We start from the raw sequence: 20,256 nt of genomic DNA, 5'->3' as shown, positions 1-20,256 counted from the left end.
GCACGATGTCCAATGAGCAGAAGCTTCGCGATTACCTGAAGCGGGTCACGACCGACCTGCAGAAGGCCCGCCGGGAGCTCCGCGACGCCGAGGCCGGCCGGCACGAGCCCATCGCGATCGTCGGTATGGCCTGCCGGTTCCCCGGAGGAGTGGACTCGCCCGAGTCGCTCTGGAACCTCGTCCACGAAGGCGTGGACGCAATCACCGATTTCCCCGACGGCCGCGGCTGGGACGCCGACGCGCTGTTCGACCCCGACCCGGACAGCCCGGGCCGGACCTACGTCACCAAGGGCGGCTTCCTCCACGACGCGGACCGCTTCGACGCCGAGTTCTTCGGCATCAGCCCCCGGGAAGCGGACGCCATCGAACCCCAGCAGCGGCTGCTGCTGGAGACGGCCTGGGAGGCCTTCGAGCGAGCCGGTATCGACCCGGCCTCGGTCCGCGGCCGGCAGGGCGGAGTCTTCGTCGGCGCGATCGCGCAGGACTACGCGACGCGCCCGGGTGAGACCCCGCCCGAGCTGGAGGGCTACCTGCTGACGGGCAACACCACCAGCGTGGCCTCGGGTCGGCTGGCCTACACCTTCGGGCTGGAGGGTCCGGCGGTCACGGTCGACACCGCCTGCTCCTCCTCGCTCGTCGCGCTCCACCTCGCGGTGCAGTCCCTGCGCGACGGCGAATGCCCGATCGCGCTGGCCGGCGGCGTCACCGTCATGGCGAGCCCCAGCCTCTTCGTGGAGTTCAGCCGGCAGCGCGGACTGTCCGCCGACGGCCGCTGCCGGTCCATGTCCGCTTCCGCGGACGGCACCGGATTCGCCGAGGGTGTGGGTCTGCTGGTGCTGGAGCGCTTGTCGGACGCGGAGCGCAACGGCCACCAGGTGCTCGCGGTGATCCGTGGTTCCGCCGTCAACCAGGACGGTGCGAGCAACGGTCTGACCGCCCCCAACGGGCCCTCCCAGGAGCGGGTCATCCGCGCCGCGCTGGCCAATGCCCGCCTGTCGGCGTCCGAGGTGGACGTGGTCGAGGCGCACGGCACGGGCACCAAGCTCGGCGACCCCATCGAGGCACAGGCGCTCCTGGCTACCTACGGCCAGGCCCGCCAGGACGACAACCCGCTGGGGCTGGGATCCATCAAGTCGAACATCGGTCACACGCAGGCCGCGGCGGGTGTCGCGGGCGTGATCAAGATGGTCATGGCCATCCGCAACGGGATCATGCCCCCCACGCTGCACGTGGACGAGCCGACCCCCGAGGTCGACTGGTCGGCCGGCGCGGTGGAGCTGCTGACGCAGCCGCGCGACTGGGCAGAGCTGGACCGCCCCCGCCGCGCCGGCGTCTCCTCCTTCGGAGTCAGCGGTACGAACGCCCACGTGATCGTGGAGCAGGCCGTCGCCGTTCCCGCCGAGGCCGAGGCCGAGGAAGCCGTAGCCGAGCCCGTTACGGGTCCGGTGCCGTGGGTGGTGTCCGCCAAGACGGGGGCTGCTCTGTCGGAGCAGGCGGACCGGCTGGTGTCGTTCCTGGAGGAGCGTCCGGAGCTGGATGTCGCGGCGGTGGGTCGTTCGCTGGCGGTGTCGCGTGCTCGTTTCGATCACCGTGCGGTGGTGGTGGGGGAGTCCCGCGAGGAGCTCCTCGACGGACTGCGGACGCTGATCCCGGGCGGGCCCGTATCGGCCGGCTCGGTGGCGTTCTTGTTCTCTGGGCAGGGCAGTCAGCGTGTGGGGATGGGTCGTGAGTTGTATGCGGCGGAGCCGGTGTTCGCGGCGGCGTTCGATGAGGTTGTCGCGGCGCTGGACGTTCACCTGGATCGTTCGCTTGCCGGGGTGATCGAGGGTGAGCCGGAGCTGCTTCAGCGCACCGGTTTCACTCAGCCGGCGCTGTTCGCGATCGAGGTGTCCCTCTTCCGTCTCCTCTCTCACTACGGCGTGACGCCGGACTATCTGGTGGGTCACTCCGTCGGCGAGCTCGCCGCCGCCCATGTTGCGGGTGTGCTCTCGCTTGAGGACGCTGCGCGGCTTGTGTGTGCGCGGGCGCGTCTGATGGACGGTATTGCCGAGGGTGGGGCGATGGTGGCCCTGAATGCGGGTGAGGAGAAGGTTTCCGGTTGGCTTGAGGGCCGTACTGGTGTGGATGTGGCGGGGTTCAACAGCCCTGGCAGCACGGTGATTTCGGGTGACGAGGCGGCTGTTCTCGAGGTCCTGGAGATTGCCCGCGCCGAGGGTGTGAAGGCGACCCGGCTGAAGGTGAGTCACGCTTTCCACTCCGCGCACCTGGACGGAATGCTGGGCGAGCTCACCGAGGTAGCCCGCGAGCTGACGTACTCGGCTCCGCGGATCCCGGTGGTCTCGAATGTCACGGGGCAGTTGATCGAGGAGTTCACGGCCGAGTACTGGGCTGTGCAGGCGCGGTCGGCCGTCCGCTTCGCCGACGGCATCGCGACCCTGGCGGGTCTCGGCGTGACGGCGTTCGTGGAGTTGGGTCCGGACGGCACCCTGGCCGGCCTGGCGAACGAATGCCTGGCCGACACCGAGGGCACCGTCGTGGTCCCTCTGCTTCGCAAGGACCGTGTCGAGAAGCGCTCCCTCCTCGCCGCCCTGGCTTCCGTGCACACGCACGGCGTCGGCGTGGACTGGGAGGGCTTCCTCCCGGGCTCCGCAGTCGTCGAGCTCCCCACGTACGCCTTCCAACGGCAGCCCTACTGGCTGAAGAAGCCGATCGGCAGTGACCCCGCCGGGCTCGGCCTGGCCGCCGCCGATCACCCGCTGCTCTCCGCGACGGTCCAGCCCGCCGACAGCGACTCGCTCATCCTCACCGGCCGGCTCTCGCTGTCGACCCACTCCTGGCTGGCCGACCACAGGATCGGTGACACGGTTCTGGTTCCGGGGACGGCGTTCCTGGAGCTGGCGATCCGTGCGGGCGACCAACTCGGCTGCTCCACCGTCGAGGACCTCACCCTCGAACAGCCGCTGGTCCTGCCGGCCACCGGCAGCGTCCAGATCCAGGTGACCGTCCACGCACCGGACGGGTCCGGCCGCCGAACCGTCGCCGTGCACTCGCGGAGCGGGGAGGGTGACTGGCTGCGCCACGCCACCGGTCAGCTCGTCGGTGCGCCGGGTACGGAAGAGCCGCCGACGCTCGCCGCATGGCCGCCGAAGGGTGCCACGGCGGTGTCCGTCGACGGCTTCTACGAGGGGCTCGCGCAGCTCGGATATCACTACGGGCCGGCCTTCGCGGGTCTCCGCGCGGCCTGGCAGGTCGGTGCCACCGTGTACGCGGAGGTCGAGCTGCCGCAGGAGCAGCACCAGGCCGCCGCCGGCTTCGGAATCCACCCCGCACTCCTGGATTCCGCGCTCCACGCGCTCGCGATCACCGCGCAGGACTCGCCGGCCGGCTCGGTCCGGCTGCCGTTCGCCTGGACGGACATCACCCTGCACGCCACCGGTGCGACCCGCGCCCGGGTCGCGCTCACCCCGACCGGGAACGACACGGTCTCGCTCGTCGTCGCCGACGACTCCGGGCAGCCCGTGGCCACGGTCGGCGCGCTGACCTTGCGGTCCGTCGCCACGGACAAGATCGCGTCGATCGCGGCGCCCGTCCAGGACGGCCTCTACGAACTGGAGTGGGTGGCCACCCCCTTTGACGAGCGGGCCGCCACCGCCGAGGCCCTCACGGAGCTCGGTGACCGGGACCTGGCCTCCCTCGCGGCCCAGGCGCCCGCCGGCGCGAAGGCGCCCGGTCTCGTACTTGCCCGCTTCGGGTACGCGCAGACCGCCCCCGAGGCCCTGACGGACGACCCCGACGGCGTCGTCGGGGCCACCCACCGTCTGGTCGGCCGCGCCCTGGCCCTGGTGCAGGACTGGCTGTCCGACGAGCACTACCGCAACAGCACCCTCGTGGTCCTGACCCGTTCCGCCGTCCAGGCGGTCCCCGGCGACGCCGGTGACGACCTGGCCGCGGCGGCCGTCCGGGGCCTGGTGCGCACGGCCCAGTCGGAGAACCCCGGCCGCTTCGTGCTGCTCGACGTGGACGGCCGGGAGGACTCCGACCAGGTCCTCGCGGCGGCGGCCACCGCCGGCGAGAGCGAGCTGGCGATCCGTCACGGTGCGGCCTACCGGCCGCAGTTGGCCCGCCGGACGGCCAAGGACGTCCTGCGGGCCCCCGCCGAGGACGGCTGGCGGCTCGACGTCACGACCCCGGGGACGCTCGACGCCCTCGAACTGCTCCCCGTCCCCGCCGAGGAGCCGCTCGGCGAGGGGCAGGTCCGCATCGCGGTCCGAGCGGCGGGTCTGAACTTCCGCGACGTCATGATCGCCCTCGGCATGTACCCGGACCGTGCGCTGATCGGCAGCGAGGGCGCCGGAGTCGTCGTGGACGTCGGCCCCGGTGTCACCGACCTCGCGCCCGGAGACGCCGTACTGGGACTGCTCTCCGGTGGCGTCGGACCGACCTCGGTCACCGACCGGGACCTCGTCACGCGCATACCGGAGGGCTGGTCGTTCGCGCAGGCCGCCTCCGTGCCGATCGTCTTCCTGACCGCCTACTACGGGCTGGTGGACCTCGCCGGCCTGCGCTCCGGGGAGTCGGTGCTCGTACACGCCGCCGCCGGTGGCGTGGGCATGGCAGCCGTCCAGCTCGCCCGTCACCTCGGTGCGGAGGTCTACGGCACCGCGAGCACCGGCAAGTGGCCGGTACTGCGGAGCCAGGGCCTGGACGACGCCCACATCGCCAACTCCCGGACGCTGGACTTCGAAGCGCAGTTCCTGGCGGCCTCCGCGGGCCGGGGAGTCGACGTGGTGCTCGACGCCACCGCGCGCGAGTTCGTGGACGCCTCGCTGCGGCTGCTGCCGCGCGGCGGACGCTTCCTGGAGATGGGCAAGACCGACATCCGCGAGCCCGAGCGGGTGGCGGAGGAGCACCCCGGCGTCTCCTACCAGGCGTTCGACCTGATGGAGGCGGGCCCGGCCCGGATCCAGCAGATGCTCATCGAGCTGATGGGCCTGTTCGAGCAGGGCGTGCTGCGCCCGCTGCCGATCGCCGCCTGGGACGTGCGCCGGTCGCCGGAGGCCATGCGCTTCCTGAGCCAGGCGAAGCACGTCGGCAAGCTCGTGCTCCAGGTGCCGTCCGGCGTGGAAGCCGACGGCACGGTGCTGATCACCGGCGGCACCGGATCGCTGGGGGCAAGGATCGCCCGGCACCTGGTCACCGAACGCGGCGTCCGCCGGCTGCTGCTGACCAGCCGCAGGGGTGCGGAGGCCGAAGGCGCCCGCGAGCTGGCGGCCGAACTGACGGCCGCCGGAGCGAGCGTGCGGATCGAGGCCTGCGACACGGCGGACCGGACGGCTCTCGCCGCCCTGCTGGACTCCGTTCCCGCGGCGCACCCGCTCACCGGCGTGGTGCACGCGGCGGGCGTGCTCGACGACAGCCTGGTCGGCGGTCTGACGGCCGACCGGCTGGCGGCCGTACTGCGCCCGAAGGTCGACGCGGCCTGGCACCTGCACGAGCTCACCGCGGGCACCGACCTCGCGATGTTCGTCCTGTTCTCCTCCCTGGCCGGCATCAGCGGGAACCCGGGGCAGGCCAACTACGCGGCCGCCAACGCGTTCCTCGACGGGCTGGCCCAGCTGCGCCGCTTCCGCGGCCTCCCGGCCACCTCGCTGGCCTGGGGCCCGTGGGCCGGTGCGGGCATGGCGGCGGACCTGGCCGCCGGCGACCGGGCCCGCATCGGCCGCAGCGCCGTCCGCCCGCTCTCCGACGCCGAGGGGCTGCGGGCCTTCCTGGCCGGGGCCGAGGCCGACCGCGCCCTCATGGTGCCCGCGGCGCTCGACCTCCCGGCGCTCCGCCGGATGGCCGGGGCCGGCGAGCTGCCGGGAATCCTGCGCGGCCTGCTCCGTACTCCGGGGCGTCGCGCCGTCAGCGCCGCCGCCACCAGCGGCTCCTCCCTGAGCGCCGAGCTCGCCGGCCTGTCCGAGGCCGACCGGGAACGCCGGCTGGTGGACCTGGTCCGGGCTCAGGCCGCCACCGTGCTCGGGCACTCCGGCCCGGAGGCGATCACCGCCGGGCGGGCCTTCACCGAGTCGGGCTTCGATTCGCTCACCGCGGTCGAGCTGCGCAACCGGCTGAACACCGTGACCGGCCTGCGCCTGCCGACCACGATGGTCTTCGACCACCCCACCCCCGTCGCCCTGGCCGAGTTCCTGCGCTCCGAGCTGCTGCTCGGCGGGCAGGACGGCCCGGCGCAGCCCGGTGCCGGTCAGGCCCTCGCGACCTCCGACGACCCGATCGTGATCGTCGGCATGGCCTGCCGGTACCCCGGCGGCGTCGCGTCGCCCGAGGACCTGTGGCGGCTCGTCGCCGACGGCACCGACGCGATCGGTCCGTTCCCGACGAACCGCGGCTGGGACATGGACGGCCTCTACGACGAGGACCCGGACGCGGTGGGCAAGTCCTACGTGCGTGCCGGCGGGTTCGTCCACGACGCCGATGTCTTCGACCCCGACTTCTTCGGGATCAGCCCCCGAGAGGCCATGGCCATGGATCCCCAGCAGCGCCTGCTGCTGGAGACCTCCTGGGAGGCCGTGGAGCGGGCCGGGATCGACCCGGCCGCACTGCGCGGCAGCAGCACGGGCATCTTCGCCGGCGTGATCGCGGGCGACTACGCCTCGCGCCTCCCGCAGGTTCCCGAGGGCTTCGAGGGATACCTGTCCACCGGCAACACCACGAGCGTCGCCTCGGGCCGCATCTCGTACACCCTGGGCCTTCAGGGTCCGGCGGTCACCGTGGACACCGCCTGCTCGTCCTCCCTGGTCGCGGTCCACCTCGCCGCCCAGGCACTGCGGCAGGGCGAGTGCGACTACGCGCTCGCCGGCGGTGTGACGATCATGGCCGGTCCGGGCAACTTCGTGGAGTTCAGCCGCCAGCGGGCGCTGTCACCCGGCGGACGCTGCCGGGCGTTCTCCGCGGACGCCGACGGAACGGCCTGGGGCGAAGGCGCCGGCATGCTGCTCCTGGAGCGGCAGTCGGACGCCCTGCGCAACGGCCACCGGATCCTCGCGGTCGTACGGGGCTCCGCGGTCAACCAGGACGGCGCCAGCAACGGACTCACCGCCCCGAACGGCCCCTCGCAGCAGCGGGTCATCCGCGCGGCGCTGGCCAACGCCGGAGTGAGCGCCCAGCAGGTGGACGTGGTCGAGGCGCACGGCACCGGCACCGCCCTCGGCGACCCGATCGAGGCCCAGGCCCTGCTGGCGACGTACGGACGGGACAGGCCCGCGGAACATCCCCTGTGGCTCGGCTCGATCAAGTCGAACATCGGCCACACCCTCGCGGCGGCCGGGGTCGCCGGCATCATCAAGATGGTCGAGGCGATCCGTACGGGCCGGATGCCCCAAACCCTGCACGTCGGCGAGCCGAGCGCGGAGGTGGACTGGACCGACGGCGCGGTCAGCCTCCTCACCGAAGCCCGGGCATGGCCGGAGACCGACCACCCGCGCCGCGCGGCCGTGTCCTCCTTCGGCATCAGCGGCACCAACGCGCACGTCGTACTGGAGCAGGCCCCGGACCAGGAGGCCCCGGCGGCCTCCGATCCCTTCGAGGGGCCCGTGCCCCTCGTCCTGTCCGGGCGCGGCGGCCCCGCACTGCGGGACCAGGCGGAACGCCTCCGCGCACTGGTGGCCGCCGATGCCTCGCTGCCCCTCGCGGACCTGGCCCACGCCCTGCTGACGACGCGGTCGGCCTTCGAGGACCGGGCCGTGGTGGTCGCCGCCGACCGCACGGAACTGCTCCAGGGCCTGGACGCACTGCTGGCCGACCGGCCCGCACCTCACGTGGTCCAGGGACAGGCCGGCGATCCCGCCGAGGCGATCTTCGTCTTCCCGGGCCAGGGCTCCCAGTGGGCCGGCATGGCGCTCGACCTGGCGGACCGCTCGCCGGTGTTCGCCGAGCGGCTGGCCGAGTGCGCCACCGCCCTGTCCTCGTACACCGACTGGTCGCTCCTCGACGTGCTGCGGGGCGCCGAGGGCGCGCCGTCGCTCGACCGCGTGGACGTGGTCCAGCCCGTGCTGTTCGCGGTGATGGTCTCGCTGGCCGAGCTGTGGCAGTCCTACGGCGTCCGCCCGGCCGGGGTGGTCGGACACTCCCAGGGCGAGATCGCCGCGGCCTGCGTGGCGGGCGCCCTGAGCCTGGACGACGCGGCCAAGGTGGTCGCACTGCGCAGCCGGCTGATCGGCGCGAGGATGGCGGGCAAGGGCGGCATGGGCGCGGTTCCGCTCCCGGTCGCCGAAGTCCGCGAGCTGCTCGCGGGCTGGGACGGCCGGATCGGCGTCGCGGCCGTGAACGGCCCGGGCTCCACGGTCGTCTCCGGTGACGCGCAGGCCCTGGCCGATTTCCTGGCGGCCTGCGTGGAGCAGGGCGTCCGCGCCCGCCGGATCCAGGTGGACTACGCCTCGCACTCCGCGCACGTGGACGAGATCAAGGAGGAGCTGCTCGCCACGCTGTCCGGGATCACCCCCCGCGAGGCGCGCATCGCCTTCCACTCCACGGTGACCGGAACGACACTGCGGGGCACGGAGCTCGACGCGGAGTACTGGTTCACGAACCTGCGGCAGACCGTCGGCCTGGAGGACGTGATCGCACGGCTCGCCGGCCAGGGCCACCGGCTGTTCGTCGAGTCCAGCCCGCACCCGGTGCTCGCCATCGGCATCCAGGAGACCCTGGAAGCCGCGAACGCGACGGCGGGCGTGGTCGGTTCCCTCCGCCGGGACGAGGGCGACCTCGGCAGGTTCCTGCTCTCCGTCGCCCAGGCGCACACCCTCGGCGCCCCGATCGACCTGGCGCCGCTGCTCGGCGACCGTGACCGGGGCCGGGTGGACCTGCCGACCTACCCCTTCCAGCGCAGCCGGTTCTGGCTGGAGGCCACCGGCGCCGCGGCGGGCGACGCCGCGGGCCTGGGCATGTCCGCGGTCGTGCACCCGCTGCTCGGCGCGAGCGTCGACCTGGCGGGCGACCAGGGCCTGATCGCCACCGGATCGGTGTCGCTGCGGACCCACCCCTGGCTCGCCGACCACGCCGTGGCGGGCACGGTACTGCTGCCGGGCACCGCCTTCGTCGAGCTGGCCCTGCACGTCGGGGCCCGCGTCGACTGCGACTCCCTCGACGAACTCACCCTGGAAGCACCGCTGGTGCTGTCCGCGGAGGAAGCCGTTCAGGTACAGGTGGCCGTCGGCCGGCCCGAAGAGGCATCCGACCGGCGCACGGTGGAGATCTACTCGCGCGGCGCGGCCGAGGACGAATGGGTCCGGCACGCCACCGGCCTGCTCTCCCCGGGCGACCCGGCGCGGCCGGCCGGCTTCCCCGCGGGCCAGTGGCCGCCGGCCGGTGCGCAGCAGGTGGGCATCGAGGGCCGGTACGCCGACCTCTTCGCCCAGGGATACGAATACGGGCCCGCCTTCCAGGGCCTGCGGGCACTGTGGCGCTCCGGCGACGAGCTGTTCGCTGAGGTGGCGCTCCCCGAGGACGACGAGGACTCCCGCTTCGCCCTGCACCCGGCCCTGCTCGACGCCTGCCTGCACGCGATGGCCTCCGGGGAGGTGTCCGACACCGTCCGGCTGCCCTTCGCCTGGAACGGTGTCCGGCTGCACGCGCCGGCCGGCTCCGCCGTACGGGTGCGCCTGTCGCCCGTCGGCGCTGACTCCCGGGCGATGGCCCTGGAGATCGCCGACACCGAGGGCGTCCCGGTGGCGTCGGTGGAGTCGATCTCCGTCCGGGCCATGCCGGCCGAGCAGCTGCGCGCCCTGGGCGGCGACGACCGCTCGCTGTACGCGCTCGCCTGGCCGGCCGTGGCCGCGCCCCAGCCGGCCCCCGGCGTACGGGTCGCGGTGGCGGGTCCCGACCCGTTCACCCTGCCCTACCCGGCCCTGACCGCGGACGGCGAGGCACCGGACTGGCTGGTGCTCCCGCTCGCCGGGGCTCCCGGGTCCGGGCCCGAAGCCGTCCGCGAACTGACGGGGCTGGCACTGGAGACCCTCCGGACCTGGCTCGCCGACGAGCGCTACACGGACAGCCGCTTCGCCGTGGTGACCCGTGGCGCGGCGAGCGCCGACCCGGACGACTCGGTACCCGACCTGGCCGCGGCCGCGGTCTGGGGCCTGGTCCGCTCGGCGCAGTCCGAGAACCCGGGCCGGATCGTCCTCGTCGACCTCGCCGAGCAGGACACGGGCGGAGTCTCCCTGGATGCCGCACTGGCATCCGGAGAGCACCAACTGGCCCTGCGCGGAGGGCAACTGCGGGCACCCAGACTGGTACGGGCGATGCCGGAGCAGGACGTCTCGCCCGGAGGCGGCATCGACCCGGAGGGAACGGTCCTGATCACGGGGGCCACCGGCACGCTCGGCCGGCTGCTGACCCGTCACCTGGTCTCCGCGTACGGAGTCCGGCACCTGCTGCTGATCAGCAGGCAGGGGCCGGACGCGGCGGGCGCCGCCGAGCTGTTGGAGGAGCTCGGCACGCTCGGGGCCGAAGCCGCACTCGTCGCCTGCGACGCCGCCGATCGCACGGCGCTGGCCCGGGTCCTCGACGGCATCGACCCCGAACACCCGCTGACCGCCGTCCTGCACTTGGCCGGCGCACTCGACGACGGCGTACTGCAGTCGCTGACACCGCGGCGGCTGGACGCGGTGTTCCGCCCCAAGGTGGACGCCGCCTGGCACCTGCACGAGCTCACCAGCGAGCTGAAGCCGAGCGCGTTCGTGCTCTTCTCGTCCGCGGCGGGCACCCTGGGCAACGCGGGACAGGGCAACTACGCGGCCGCCAACTCCTTCCTGGACGCGCTCGCCGCCCAGCGCCGCGCGGCCGGACTGCCCGGTACCTCGCTGGCCTGGGGCCTGTGGGCGGAGACCTCCGGTCTGACCGGGGGACTGTCCGCGGGAGAGGTGGACCGGCTGTCACGCGGCGGCGCCCGCGCCCTCACCTCCCAGGAAGGCCTGGACCTCTTCGACCGGGCCCTGGCGGACGGGTCCATCGCGGTCGTTCCGGCCGCCCTGGACCTGGCGGCGCTGCGCGCCGCGGCGGCCGCGGGCGTCCTCCCGCCGCTGTTCCGGGGGCTGGTGCGGACGCCGTCCCGGCAGACGTCGAAGGCCCGGGCGGTGAACCTGTCGCAGCGCCTGCGCGGACTGTCCGCGGAGCAGCGGCTGGAGGTCACGCTGGACCTGGTCCGCGGCACCGTGGCCGCGGTGCTCGGACACGCCGACGAGAGCGGGGTGGACCCGGAACGCGCCTTCAAGGAACTCGGGTTCGACTCGCTCACCGCGGTCGAGCTGCGCAACCGGCTCAATGCCGCGACCGGGCTCCGGCTGCCGGCCACCCTGGTCTTCGACCACCCGACGCCGGCGGCGATCGCCGGACACATCGCCACCGCGCTCGCCCCGCAGGAGGCCGAGCGTCCGGCGGACGCCAAGGGCCTGCTGGCCGAGCTGGACCGCTTCGAACGGCTGGACGCCGCAGTGACCTCGGCGCCCGGCGACGGGGAGGTCCGCGAGGCGGTGGCCCAGAAGTTGCGGCGGCTCCTCGCGAAGTGGGACACCGCCCCGACATCCACCGAAGTCGCCGACCAGATCAGTTCCGCGTCGACCAGCGACATCTTCGCCTTCATCGATCAGCAGCTAGGCCGGAGGCCCGAATGAGCGACAACAACGAGGAAAAGCTCGTCGAGTACCTGAAGTGGGTCACCGCAGACCTGCACCAGACCCGCGAGCGCCTGCGGGAGGTGGAGTCCGCGGTCCCCGAGCCGGTTGCGATCGTCGCCATGGGCTGCCGCTTCGCCGGAGGCGTCCGCACCCCCCAGGACCTGTGGAACCTGGTGTCCGAGGGCACCGACGCGATCGGCGGGTTCCCCACGGGCCGCGGCTGGGACCTGCAGTCCCTCTACGACCCGGATCCGGAGAAGAGCGGTACGAGCTACACCCGCGAGGGCGGCTTCCTGTACGAAGCCGACGAGTTCGACCCGGCCTTCTTCGGGCTCAGCCCGCGCGAGGCCGTCGCGATGGATCCGCAGCAGCGGCTGCTGCTGGAGGTGGCCTGGGAAACCTTCGAGCACGGCGGCATCGACCCGCGGAGCCTGCGCGGCAGCAAGACCGGTGTCTTCGCCGGTCTGATGTACGGCGACTACGCGACCCGGCTGCGCACCGTGCCGGCCGAGTACGAGGCCTTCCTGGGAAGCGGCAGCGCGACCAGCGTGGCGTCCGGCCGCGTCGCCTACACCTTCGGGCTGGAGGGCCCCGCCCTCACGGTGGACACGGCCTGCTCGTCCTCGCTGGTCGCGATGCACCTGGCGATCCAGGCGCTGCGCGGCGGCGACTGCACGCTGGCGCTCGCCGGCGGGGTGACCGTGCTGTCGACCCCGGCGGTGTTCACCGACTTCAGCCGCCAGCGGGGGCTCGCCCCCGACGGCAGGTGCAAGCCCTTCTCGGCGGACGCGGACGGCACGGGCTTCGGCGAAGGCGCCGGCCTGCTCCTGCTGGAGCGGCTGTCGGACGCCCGGCGCAACGGCCACCCCGTGCTCGCCGTCATCCGCGGCTCGGCCGTCAACCAGGACGGTGCGAGCAACGGACTCACCGCGCCCAACGGTCCCTCCCAGGAAAGGGTGATCCGCCGGGCGCTCGAAGACGCCGGTCTGGCCGCGCGGGACGTCGACATGGTCGAGGCGCACGGTACGGGCACCACGCTGGGCGACCCGATCGAGGCGCAGGCCCTCCTGGCCACCTACGGCCAGGACCGCCCCGAGGAGCGCCCCCTGTGGCTCGGGTCGGTCAAGTCGAACATCGGGCACACCCAGGCGGCGGCCGGTGTGGCGGGCGTGATCAAGGCGGTGCTGGCGCTCCGGCACGAGACCCTGCCCGTCAGCCTCCACGCCGAGACCCCGTCGCCGTACGTGGACTGGACGTCCGGACAGGTACGACTGCTCAGCGAGCCGGTGCCGTGGCCGCGGACCGACACGCCCCGCCGCGCGGGAGTCTCCTCCTTCGGCATCAGCGGGACCAACGCCCACGTGATCGTGGAGCAGGCACCGGCGGCCGAGCCGGCGGAGCGGGAAGGGGCGGGGGAGCCGCGGCAGCCGCGGGTCGTGCCGTGGCTGCTCTCCGGCCGCACCGAGACCGCGGTGCGGGACGCGGCCGACCGGCTCGGCCGGTTCCTGGCCGACCGGCCCGAGATCGCCTCCGCCGACGTCGCCGCGACCCTGGCGGCCCGTACCCGCTTCGGTCACCGTGCCGCGGTCGTCGCCGAGGACCGGGAGGCCCTGCTCAGGGGACTGCGCGGGATCGCGGCCGGCGAGCCGGCCGTCGGCGTGGTCCGCGGCCAGGCCGCGGCCACGGGCCGGACCGCGTTCCTCTTCACCGGTCAGGGCAGCCAGCGGCTCGGCATGGGGCGCGAACTGTACGAGTCGGTGCCGGAGTTCACCGAGGCGCTCGACGAGGTCTGCGCGGAGCTGGACCGGCACCTGGACCGGCCCCTGCTGTCGGTGCTCTTCGCCCCCGTGCGCTCGGCGGACGCGGCGCTGCTCGACCAGACGCTGTACACGCAGGCCTCGCTGTTCGCCGTCGAGGTCGCGCTCTTCCGCCTGGTGGAACACCTGGGGCTGCGGCCCGACTACCTGATCGGCCACTCGATCGGTGAACTCGCCGCCGCCCACGCGGCGGGCGTGCTGACGCTCTCCGACGCCGCGGCCCTGGTGGCGGGCCGGGGACGGCTGATGCAGTCGGTCGCGGCCGGCGGGGCGATGGCGGCCGTCGCCGCCGACCACCTGCGCGTCCACGAGTCGCTGTCCAGCGGCCACCGGGTCGCGGTGGCGGCGATCAACGGTCCGCAGTCGACGGTGATATCCGGCGACGCGGAGGCGGTCGCCGACCTGACGACGCACTGGCGTCGGCAAGGGGTCAAGACCAAGCGGCTGCGGGTCAGCCACGCCTTCCACTCACACCACCTGGATCCGATCCTGGAGGAGTTCCGGCAGGTGGCCGCGGGCCTGAGCTACTCGCCTCCGAGCATCCCGGTCGTCTCCAACGTGACCGGCGAGCTCGCCACCGCGGAAGAGCTGTGCTCGCCCGACTACTGGGTCCGCCACGTCCGCCAGACCGTCCGCTTCCTGGAGGGCGTGCGCTGGCTGGAGCGCAACGGTGTGGACCGCTTCGTGGAGCTGGGACCGGACGCCGTGCTCTCCGGCATGGTCCAGGAGTGCCTGGCCACCGCGCCCGCGGTGGTGGCCCCCGTACTGCGCGGCGGACGTCCGGAGCTCGCCACGGTGACCACGGCGCTCGCCGCCGCCCACGTCCAGGGCGTCGAGGTCGACTGGAAGGCGCTGCTCGGCGGCAGCGGCTCGCACGCCGAGCTGCCCCCGTACGCCTTCGCCCGCAACCGGTACTGGTTGCACGACAGCGGGGAACCCACCGGGTTCGACGCCGAACTGTGGGCGGCGGTGGCGGACTCCGACCCGGGCAGGCTCGCGGGCCTCCTCGGAGCGGACGAGGAACTCCTCGAACCGCTCAGGGCGGTACTCCCGGCGCTGGCCGCCTGGCGCGCGGAACGCAGCGCCGCACTGCCGTCGCAGACCGTGGAACACACCTCGGCGGAGGCGGGCCCGAGGGGTGACGGCGGGGCGGAACTCCGTGCGAAGCTCTCGGGTCTCGGGGACGCCGAGGCCGAGGAACTGCTGCTGGAACTGGTCCGCACCCAGGCGGCCATGGTCCTCGGCTTCGACTCGGTGGCCGAGGTCGACATCGAGCTGAGTTTCCTGGAGCTCGGGATGTCCTCGTTCGCGGCACTGGAACTGCGCAACGCCCTGGTCGAGGCCACGGGCGTGGAACTGGCGCCGGTGGTCGTCATCGACCGGCCGACGCCCCGTTCGCTGGTGCGGCACCTGCTCGACGAGCTCTCCGCCGGCCTCGCCGTCTGACGACGGCGGGGCCGGCGGGCCGGCCGGCCCGTCAGTCGAGCAGGCCGGCCAGGTCGCGCCACTGCCGGCGCGGCAGTACGTCATGGGTGCCGATCACGGACAGGGAGACGTGGTCGGCACCCGCGTCCAGGTGCTCCCTGACCCGGGTGGCGATCGCGTCCCGGCCGCCCCAGACGACCAGGGAGCGGACCAGCCGCTCGGCGTCGGGGCCCGCCAGGTCGACCGAGTACCCGAGCCCGCGCAGCATGTCCGCCCGGTTCGGCAGCGACTCCGCCACGTGGTTCCAGGCCGTTTCCCGGGTCGTCCCGTCCTCGGGGCCGAGCAGCACGGCCTGGAACACCCCCAGGAACGCATCCGGGCCCATCAGGGCCCGGGTGCGCGCGGTGTGCTCGACCGGCATGCCGAAGGGGACGGCGCCGGAGGCCCGTTTGGCGGCCAGCTCCAGCATCCGGGTGCCGACGGCGCCGATCACCCGCGGGAGCTGCTTCGGCGCCCCGGGGGGACCGAACGGGGCGGCGTCCATCCGGTCGAGATAGTCGTGCATGGTGGACACGCGCGGGCCGAAGGACAGCCCGCGAACCTTCTCCACGAACCAGGGGTGGCTGATCCCGAGGCCGAGCACGAACCGATCGCCGAAACACTCGTGCAGCGTTCGCTGCGCCTGGGCCGTGGTCACGGGGTCGCGCCCGTAGACGGTGGCGACGCCGGTGGCCACCTTCAGCCGGGACGTCGCCGACAGCAGCAGCGTGGCCTGGGTCATGGCCTCACGGCCGGAGAGCTCACCGAGCCAGAGCGCGCTGTAGCCGAGCTCCTCGATTTCCCTGGTCGCCTCCACCGCTTGCGAGATCGGCACGTTGTCGAACTGGTTGGTCCACAATCCGAGACGGCCGACATCCAGCCTGGCGTCATTCATCAGTACAAAATCCTTGCTCTCGCAGGTAGTTGAGTCGCAAATTCACGATACGGTACGGGACCGTTCCCTACCAGTGGAGGCGTGGATTCCCGCCGCGCACCTGCCGCGGGGCCGCAGGAATCGCTTTAGCGGTGCCTTAGGGCGCGGGTCGAGCATCGTGCCGAACGCTGACCGAGCTCCGCCCGTTGAAGGGGTCTTCTGTGTCCGAAACCGTCGCGCCCGAAGCCAGTCCCAGTGCCTTCCCGTTCCCCCAGGGGCCCGACCGGTACCCGTTCCCGGAGGGACCTCAGGGCACGCCGTCGCCCGAGTTCGCCCGCCGCCGCAAGGAGTGTCCCGTCAGCAAGGTCACCCTGCCGCTCGACGACGAGGTGCTGCTGGCGGTGACGCACGCCGACATCCTCGCGATCATGAGCGACGACCGCCGGTTCATCAGGGACCTCTCCGAGGACGACACTCCGAAGCTGTTCCCCAACATGGAGGTCCTCGAGGACCCCACGCTCCTCATGAACATGCACGGTGAGGACCACCTGCGGCTACGCCGGATCATCAACCCCACGATGACCCCGCGCCGCGTCGAGGGCTGGCGCGAGGAGATCCGGGAGATCGTCGACGGGGTGATCGACGAGATGGAGGCCAAGGGCTCGCCGGCCGACCTGATGACCCAGTTCGCGAACCTGCTGCCGGTCAAGTTCATCCTCCGCCAGTTCGGCCTGCCCGACTCGGACAGCGAGCGGCTCATCCGCTGGGTCGGCACCTGGGTCTCCGTGGCCGAGCAGGAGACGATGGCGGCGGTGCAGGCCGAGTTCAGCGCATGGGTCGACGCGACCGTCGAGCGGGCGCGGACCAACCCGGGCACGGCCCTGGTCGACGTCCTGGTCAACGCCCACGACGAGGGCGAGCGGATGTCGAACGCCGAGCTGGAGTCGATGATCCGCTCCATGGTCGTCGCGGGCATCGAGTCGATCGGCAACGGCATCAGCCGGGCGCTGCTCACCCTCCTCTCCGAGCGCGGGCACTGGGAGATGCTGGTCGAGGACCGCTCGCTGCTGGTCGGCTCGGTCGAGGAGCTGCTCCGCGTCAACCCGCCCGGCGGCGGTTCCGTGGGCATCCTGCGCATGGCCGCCGAGGACGTGGAGCTGCCCTCCGGCACCCTCGTCCGCAAGGGCCAGTGGATCTCCACGCCGATCATCGGCGCCGCGCACGACCCGGAGGCCTTCCCCGAGCCGACGAAGTTCAAGCTGGACCGCCCGAAGTCGACGTCGACCCTGATGTTCGGCGCCGGCCGGCACTACTGCCCCGCCGCGCACCTGGCGAAGGCCGAGATCGAGATCGCCCTCAGCGCGCTGATGGACCGGTTCCCGACCCTGCACATGACCATCAAGCCCGAGGAACTTCCCTGGGACCACAGCAACTTCAACGTCGGGATGCCCTGCCTTCCCGCGGCCTGGTAGTCCGATACCCGAGGAGGGTCACCTCATGACCGAGACACCCCAGAGCACCGACGCACCCGCGCCCTTCCCGTTCCAGGACGGGCCGATGTCGTCCCCGCCGCCCGAATTCGAGCGCAGGCGGGCCGTCTGCCCCCTGAGCGAAGTCACCCTGCCCACCGGCGACCGGGCGATGCTCGCCCTCAAGCACGCCGACATCCAGCAGATCATGAGCGACGACCGGCGGTTCACCCGCGACTTCTCCGACCCGGAGGCGCCGCGGCTGTTCCACAACCTGCTCATGCTCGAAGACCCCACGATCATGCTCAACATGCACGGCGAGGACCACCTGCGGCTGCGCCGGATCCTGGCCTCGGCCTTCACCCCGCGCCGCGCCGACGCATGGCGCCCGCAGGTCCAGGAGAGCATCGACCTCCTCCTCGACGAGATGGAGAAGGCCGGCCGGCCCGCCGACCTGATGTCCTTCGCCTACAAGCTGCCGACCAAGCTCACCTGCAAGATGCTGGCCATCCCGGAAGAGGACGGCGAGCAGCTGCTGAAGTGGGTCTCCGCCTGGCTTTCCTTCGCGATGCCCCGCGAAGAGCTCGACAAGGCGGCCGCCGACTTCAACGACTACGTCGTGGCCCTGGCCCGGCGTCGGCGCGAAGAGCCTGGCGACGCGCTCATCGACCACTTGATCAGTGCCCGCGACCGCGACGACCGGCTGTCCGAGGAGGAGCTGGTCTCGACGATCCGCACGCTGATCATCGGCGGCAACGAGACCATCGCCAACTCGATCAGCCGGATGACCTTCACCCTGCTCCGCCAGCGGCACCTCTGGGAGGCCCTGCAGGCGGACCGGTCGCTCATCCCCACGGCGATCGAGGAGCTGCTCCGGCACAACCCGCCCGGCGGCGGTGCCACCGGGCTGATGCGCCTGGCCACCGAGGACGTGGAGCTGGTCTCCGGCGCGGGCACCATCAAGGCCGGCCAGGCGGTCTTCACCCCGCTGGTGGCGGCGGCCTACGACCCGGAGGCCTTCCCGGACCCGGAGACCGTACGGTTCGACCGGCCGAGGCAGCCCAGCACGATGCAGTTCGGCGCCGGCCGCCACTACTGCGTCGGGGTGCACCTCGCCCGCACCGAGCTGGAACTCATGCTGACCGCCCTGCTGGACCGCTTCCCGGACCTCCGGCTGGCCAAGGCGCCGGAGGACCTGCCCTGGTCGGAGGGCGGCTACGGCGTGACGATGCCGGAGCTCCCCGTCACCTGGTAGGGAACGGGCCGATCGGGCCGCACGACCCGAGGGACCGGCCCGTCGGCTGCCATCAGCCGACGGGCCGGTCCCTTCCGTATGGGAGGGCCGCACCGCCCGCGTCACCGGCCGCCCCGCTGCGGATCGAACCGCCGGCTGCGGTCTCCCGCGGCCCCGGCCCCGAGGAAAAGCCGTGTGCCCCGGGCGGGAAGCCCGGGGCACACGGCTTTTCGGCTCGGCAGCGGATCAGCGGCCGGGCTCGCCGAACCAGGTCCGCAGGGCCCCTTCAAGGGCCCCGGCGTCCGAACCGGCGTAGGCGACGTGCCCGTCCGGCCGCAGCAGCACGAGGGCCGCGTCGATCTCGGCGACCGGCTTGGCCGTCACGCTCTCCACCCGGCCCTGCCAGCCCTCGACCGGGGCCCCGCCGTCGTCGTCGGTGAGCCGGAGCAGCACGCCCCGGCCACCGCGCAGCGTCGCCGCGACGGTGGTCTCCCCTTCGGCGGTGAACAGCGCGGTGCCGCCGATCCGCCGGCCGACCAGGGCGTGGTCCTGCGGCGCGGGCGCCGGGTACCGCACCCGTGTGGGCAGCTCCAGCAGGTAGCGGTTGACCTCCTCGAACTTCAGCAGTTCTTCGAACAGCCTCCGCAGCGGAGTGACCTTGGACAGCGGGTGCATGAGAGCCATCTGGGCCCGGGCGTGCGCGCACGCCTGGACCGCCGCCGGGTACCGCTCCTCGTGATACGAGTCGAGCAGGCCGGGGGAGGCGTCCCCCCGGACCTCGGCGGCCAGCTTCCAGCCCAGGTTCACGGCGTCCTGAAGGCCCGCGTTCAGCCCCTGGGTCCCCGATATGAAGGACACGTGGGCGGCGTCCCCGGCGAGCAGGACCCGGCCCTCGCGGAACCTTTCGGCCACCGTGCTCTGCTCGCCGAACCGGGCGAGGTACCGGGTCTCCTTGATGTCCGGGGACGTGCCCACGATCCGCTCGATGCTCGCCTTCAGCTCCGCCTCGGTGACGGGCACGTCCGCGGCGACCGGCTCCGCGTCGAACTCGATGGTCATGAGCCGCAGGGTGCCGGGCCCGATGGGGATCGCGCCGAACACGCCGGCCGCGTGGAGCCCGGCATCGAACTCCTCGCCCTCGGCGACCTCCACGTCTCCCAGAACGCCGTAGTAAGAGGACGACCCGTGGTCCTGCTGGGCTATCCCGGCCAGTCGGCGGACCGCGCTCCCGGCCCCGTCGCAGCCCACGAGGTAGGCCGCGTCCAGCTCGTACTCGCCGTCGGGGGAGCGCACGGTCACGGTGGCCCCGTCCGCGTACTGGGTGAATCCGACCAGCTCGTGGCCGCGCCGGACGTCCGCGCCCAGCTCGGCCGCCCGCTTCTCGAGCAGCCGCTCGGTCCGCCACTGCGGCATGCCGTAGGTGAAGTCCTCGGGCCCCACGCCGTCCAGGTCGAGCCAGAGGAAGGCGAAGGGCGTGCGGGGCCAGGCGAAGATGCCCTGGGCGCGCAGGTCGTCGGCCAGCCCGCGCTGCTCCAGGAGCTCCAGGGTGCGCCCGTGAACCGCCATTCCGCGGGAGTGCTCGACGATCTCGGTGCGCGGTTCCAGGACGACGGCGCGAACGCCCGCCAGACCCAGTTCGCCGGCGAGCATCAGCCCGGTCGGGCCGCCTCCCGCGATCACAACGGTTTGACTCACAACAGACTCCTTCTCGATGGTGCGGGGACGA

At 73.0% G+C, this 20,256-nt stretch carries 5 protein-coding genes and 1 pseudogene; 4 read left to right on the top strand and 2 right to left on the bottom strand.

From position 1 onward, the window contains the following. The first annotated feature begins 5 nt into the window (after nucleotides 1–5). On the top strand, nucleotides 6–11,669 hold the full coding sequence (locus AC3IX6_RS06960) for an SDR family NAD(P)-dependent oxidoreductase (protein ID WP_489369359.1): 11,664 nt from the start codon (nucleotides 6–8) through the stop codon (nucleotides 11,667–11,669). A gap of 44 nt (nucleotides 11,670–11,713) precedes the next feature. Further along, nucleotides 11,714–14,935 (top strand): annotated as a pseudogene (locus tag AC3IX6_RS06955) (type I polyketide synthase); the annotation flags it as partial. 31 nt (nucleotides 14,936–14,966) lie between these two features. Here the strand turns inward: AC3IX6_RS06955 and AC3IX6_RS06950 are convergent. Beyond that, a complete protein-coding gene (locus tag AC3IX6_RS06950) occupies nucleotides 14,967–15,848 on the bottom strand; it encodes a TIGR03620 family F420-dependent LLM class oxidoreductase (protein ID WP_489369358.1) in 882 nt (293 codons plus the stop codon). Nucleotides 15,849–16,048: 200 nt separating this feature from the next. Between AC3IX6_RS06950 and AC3IX6_RS06945 the strand changes: the two genes are divergently transcribed. Then, the gene (locus AC3IX6_RS06945) at nucleotides 16,049–17,299 is read left to right on the top strand and encodes a cytochrome P450 (protein ID WP_489369357.1); all 1,251 of its coding nucleotides are present in this window, start codon (nucleotides 16,049–16,051) and stop codon (nucleotides 17,297–17,299) included. Nucleotides 17,300–17,324: 25 nt separating this feature from the next. Further along, entirely contained in the window at nucleotides 17,325–18,551 is a 1,227-nt protein-coding gene (locus AC3IX6_RS06940) for a cytochrome P450 (protein ID WP_489369356.1), read from the top strand. A 225-nt stretch (nucleotides 18,552–18,776) separates the two neighbouring features. On the opposite strand, the gene AC3IX6_RS06935 is transcribed toward AC3IX6_RS06940, so the two are convergent. Then, nucleotides 18,777–20,225 (bottom strand): FAD-dependent monooxygenase, encoded by a 1,449-nt coding sequence (locus AC3IX6_RS06935; protein WP_489369355.1) that lies wholly within the window; start codon nucleotides 20,223–20,225, stop codon nucleotides 18,777–18,779. Nucleotides 20,226–20,256: the final 31 nt, after the last annotated feature.

Source organism: Streptomyces sp. GL_141 (genome assembly GCF_057834385.1).
This window is presented reverse-complemented; position numbering and strand designations above follow the sequence as displayed.

Coding starts and splice junctions, on each gene's coding strand:
- AC3IX6_RS06960 (WP_489369359.1), top strand. CDS start 6: ATGTCCAATGAGCAGAAGCTTCGCGATTACCTGAAGCGGGTCACGACC.
- AC3IX6_RS06950 (WP_489369358.1), bottom strand. CDS start 15,848: ATGAATGACGCCAGGCTGGATGTCGGCCGTCTCGGATTGTGGACCAAC.
- AC3IX6_RS06940 (WP_489369356.1), top strand. CDS start 17,325: ATGACCGAGACACCCCAGAGCACCGACGCACCCGCGCCCTTCCCGTTC.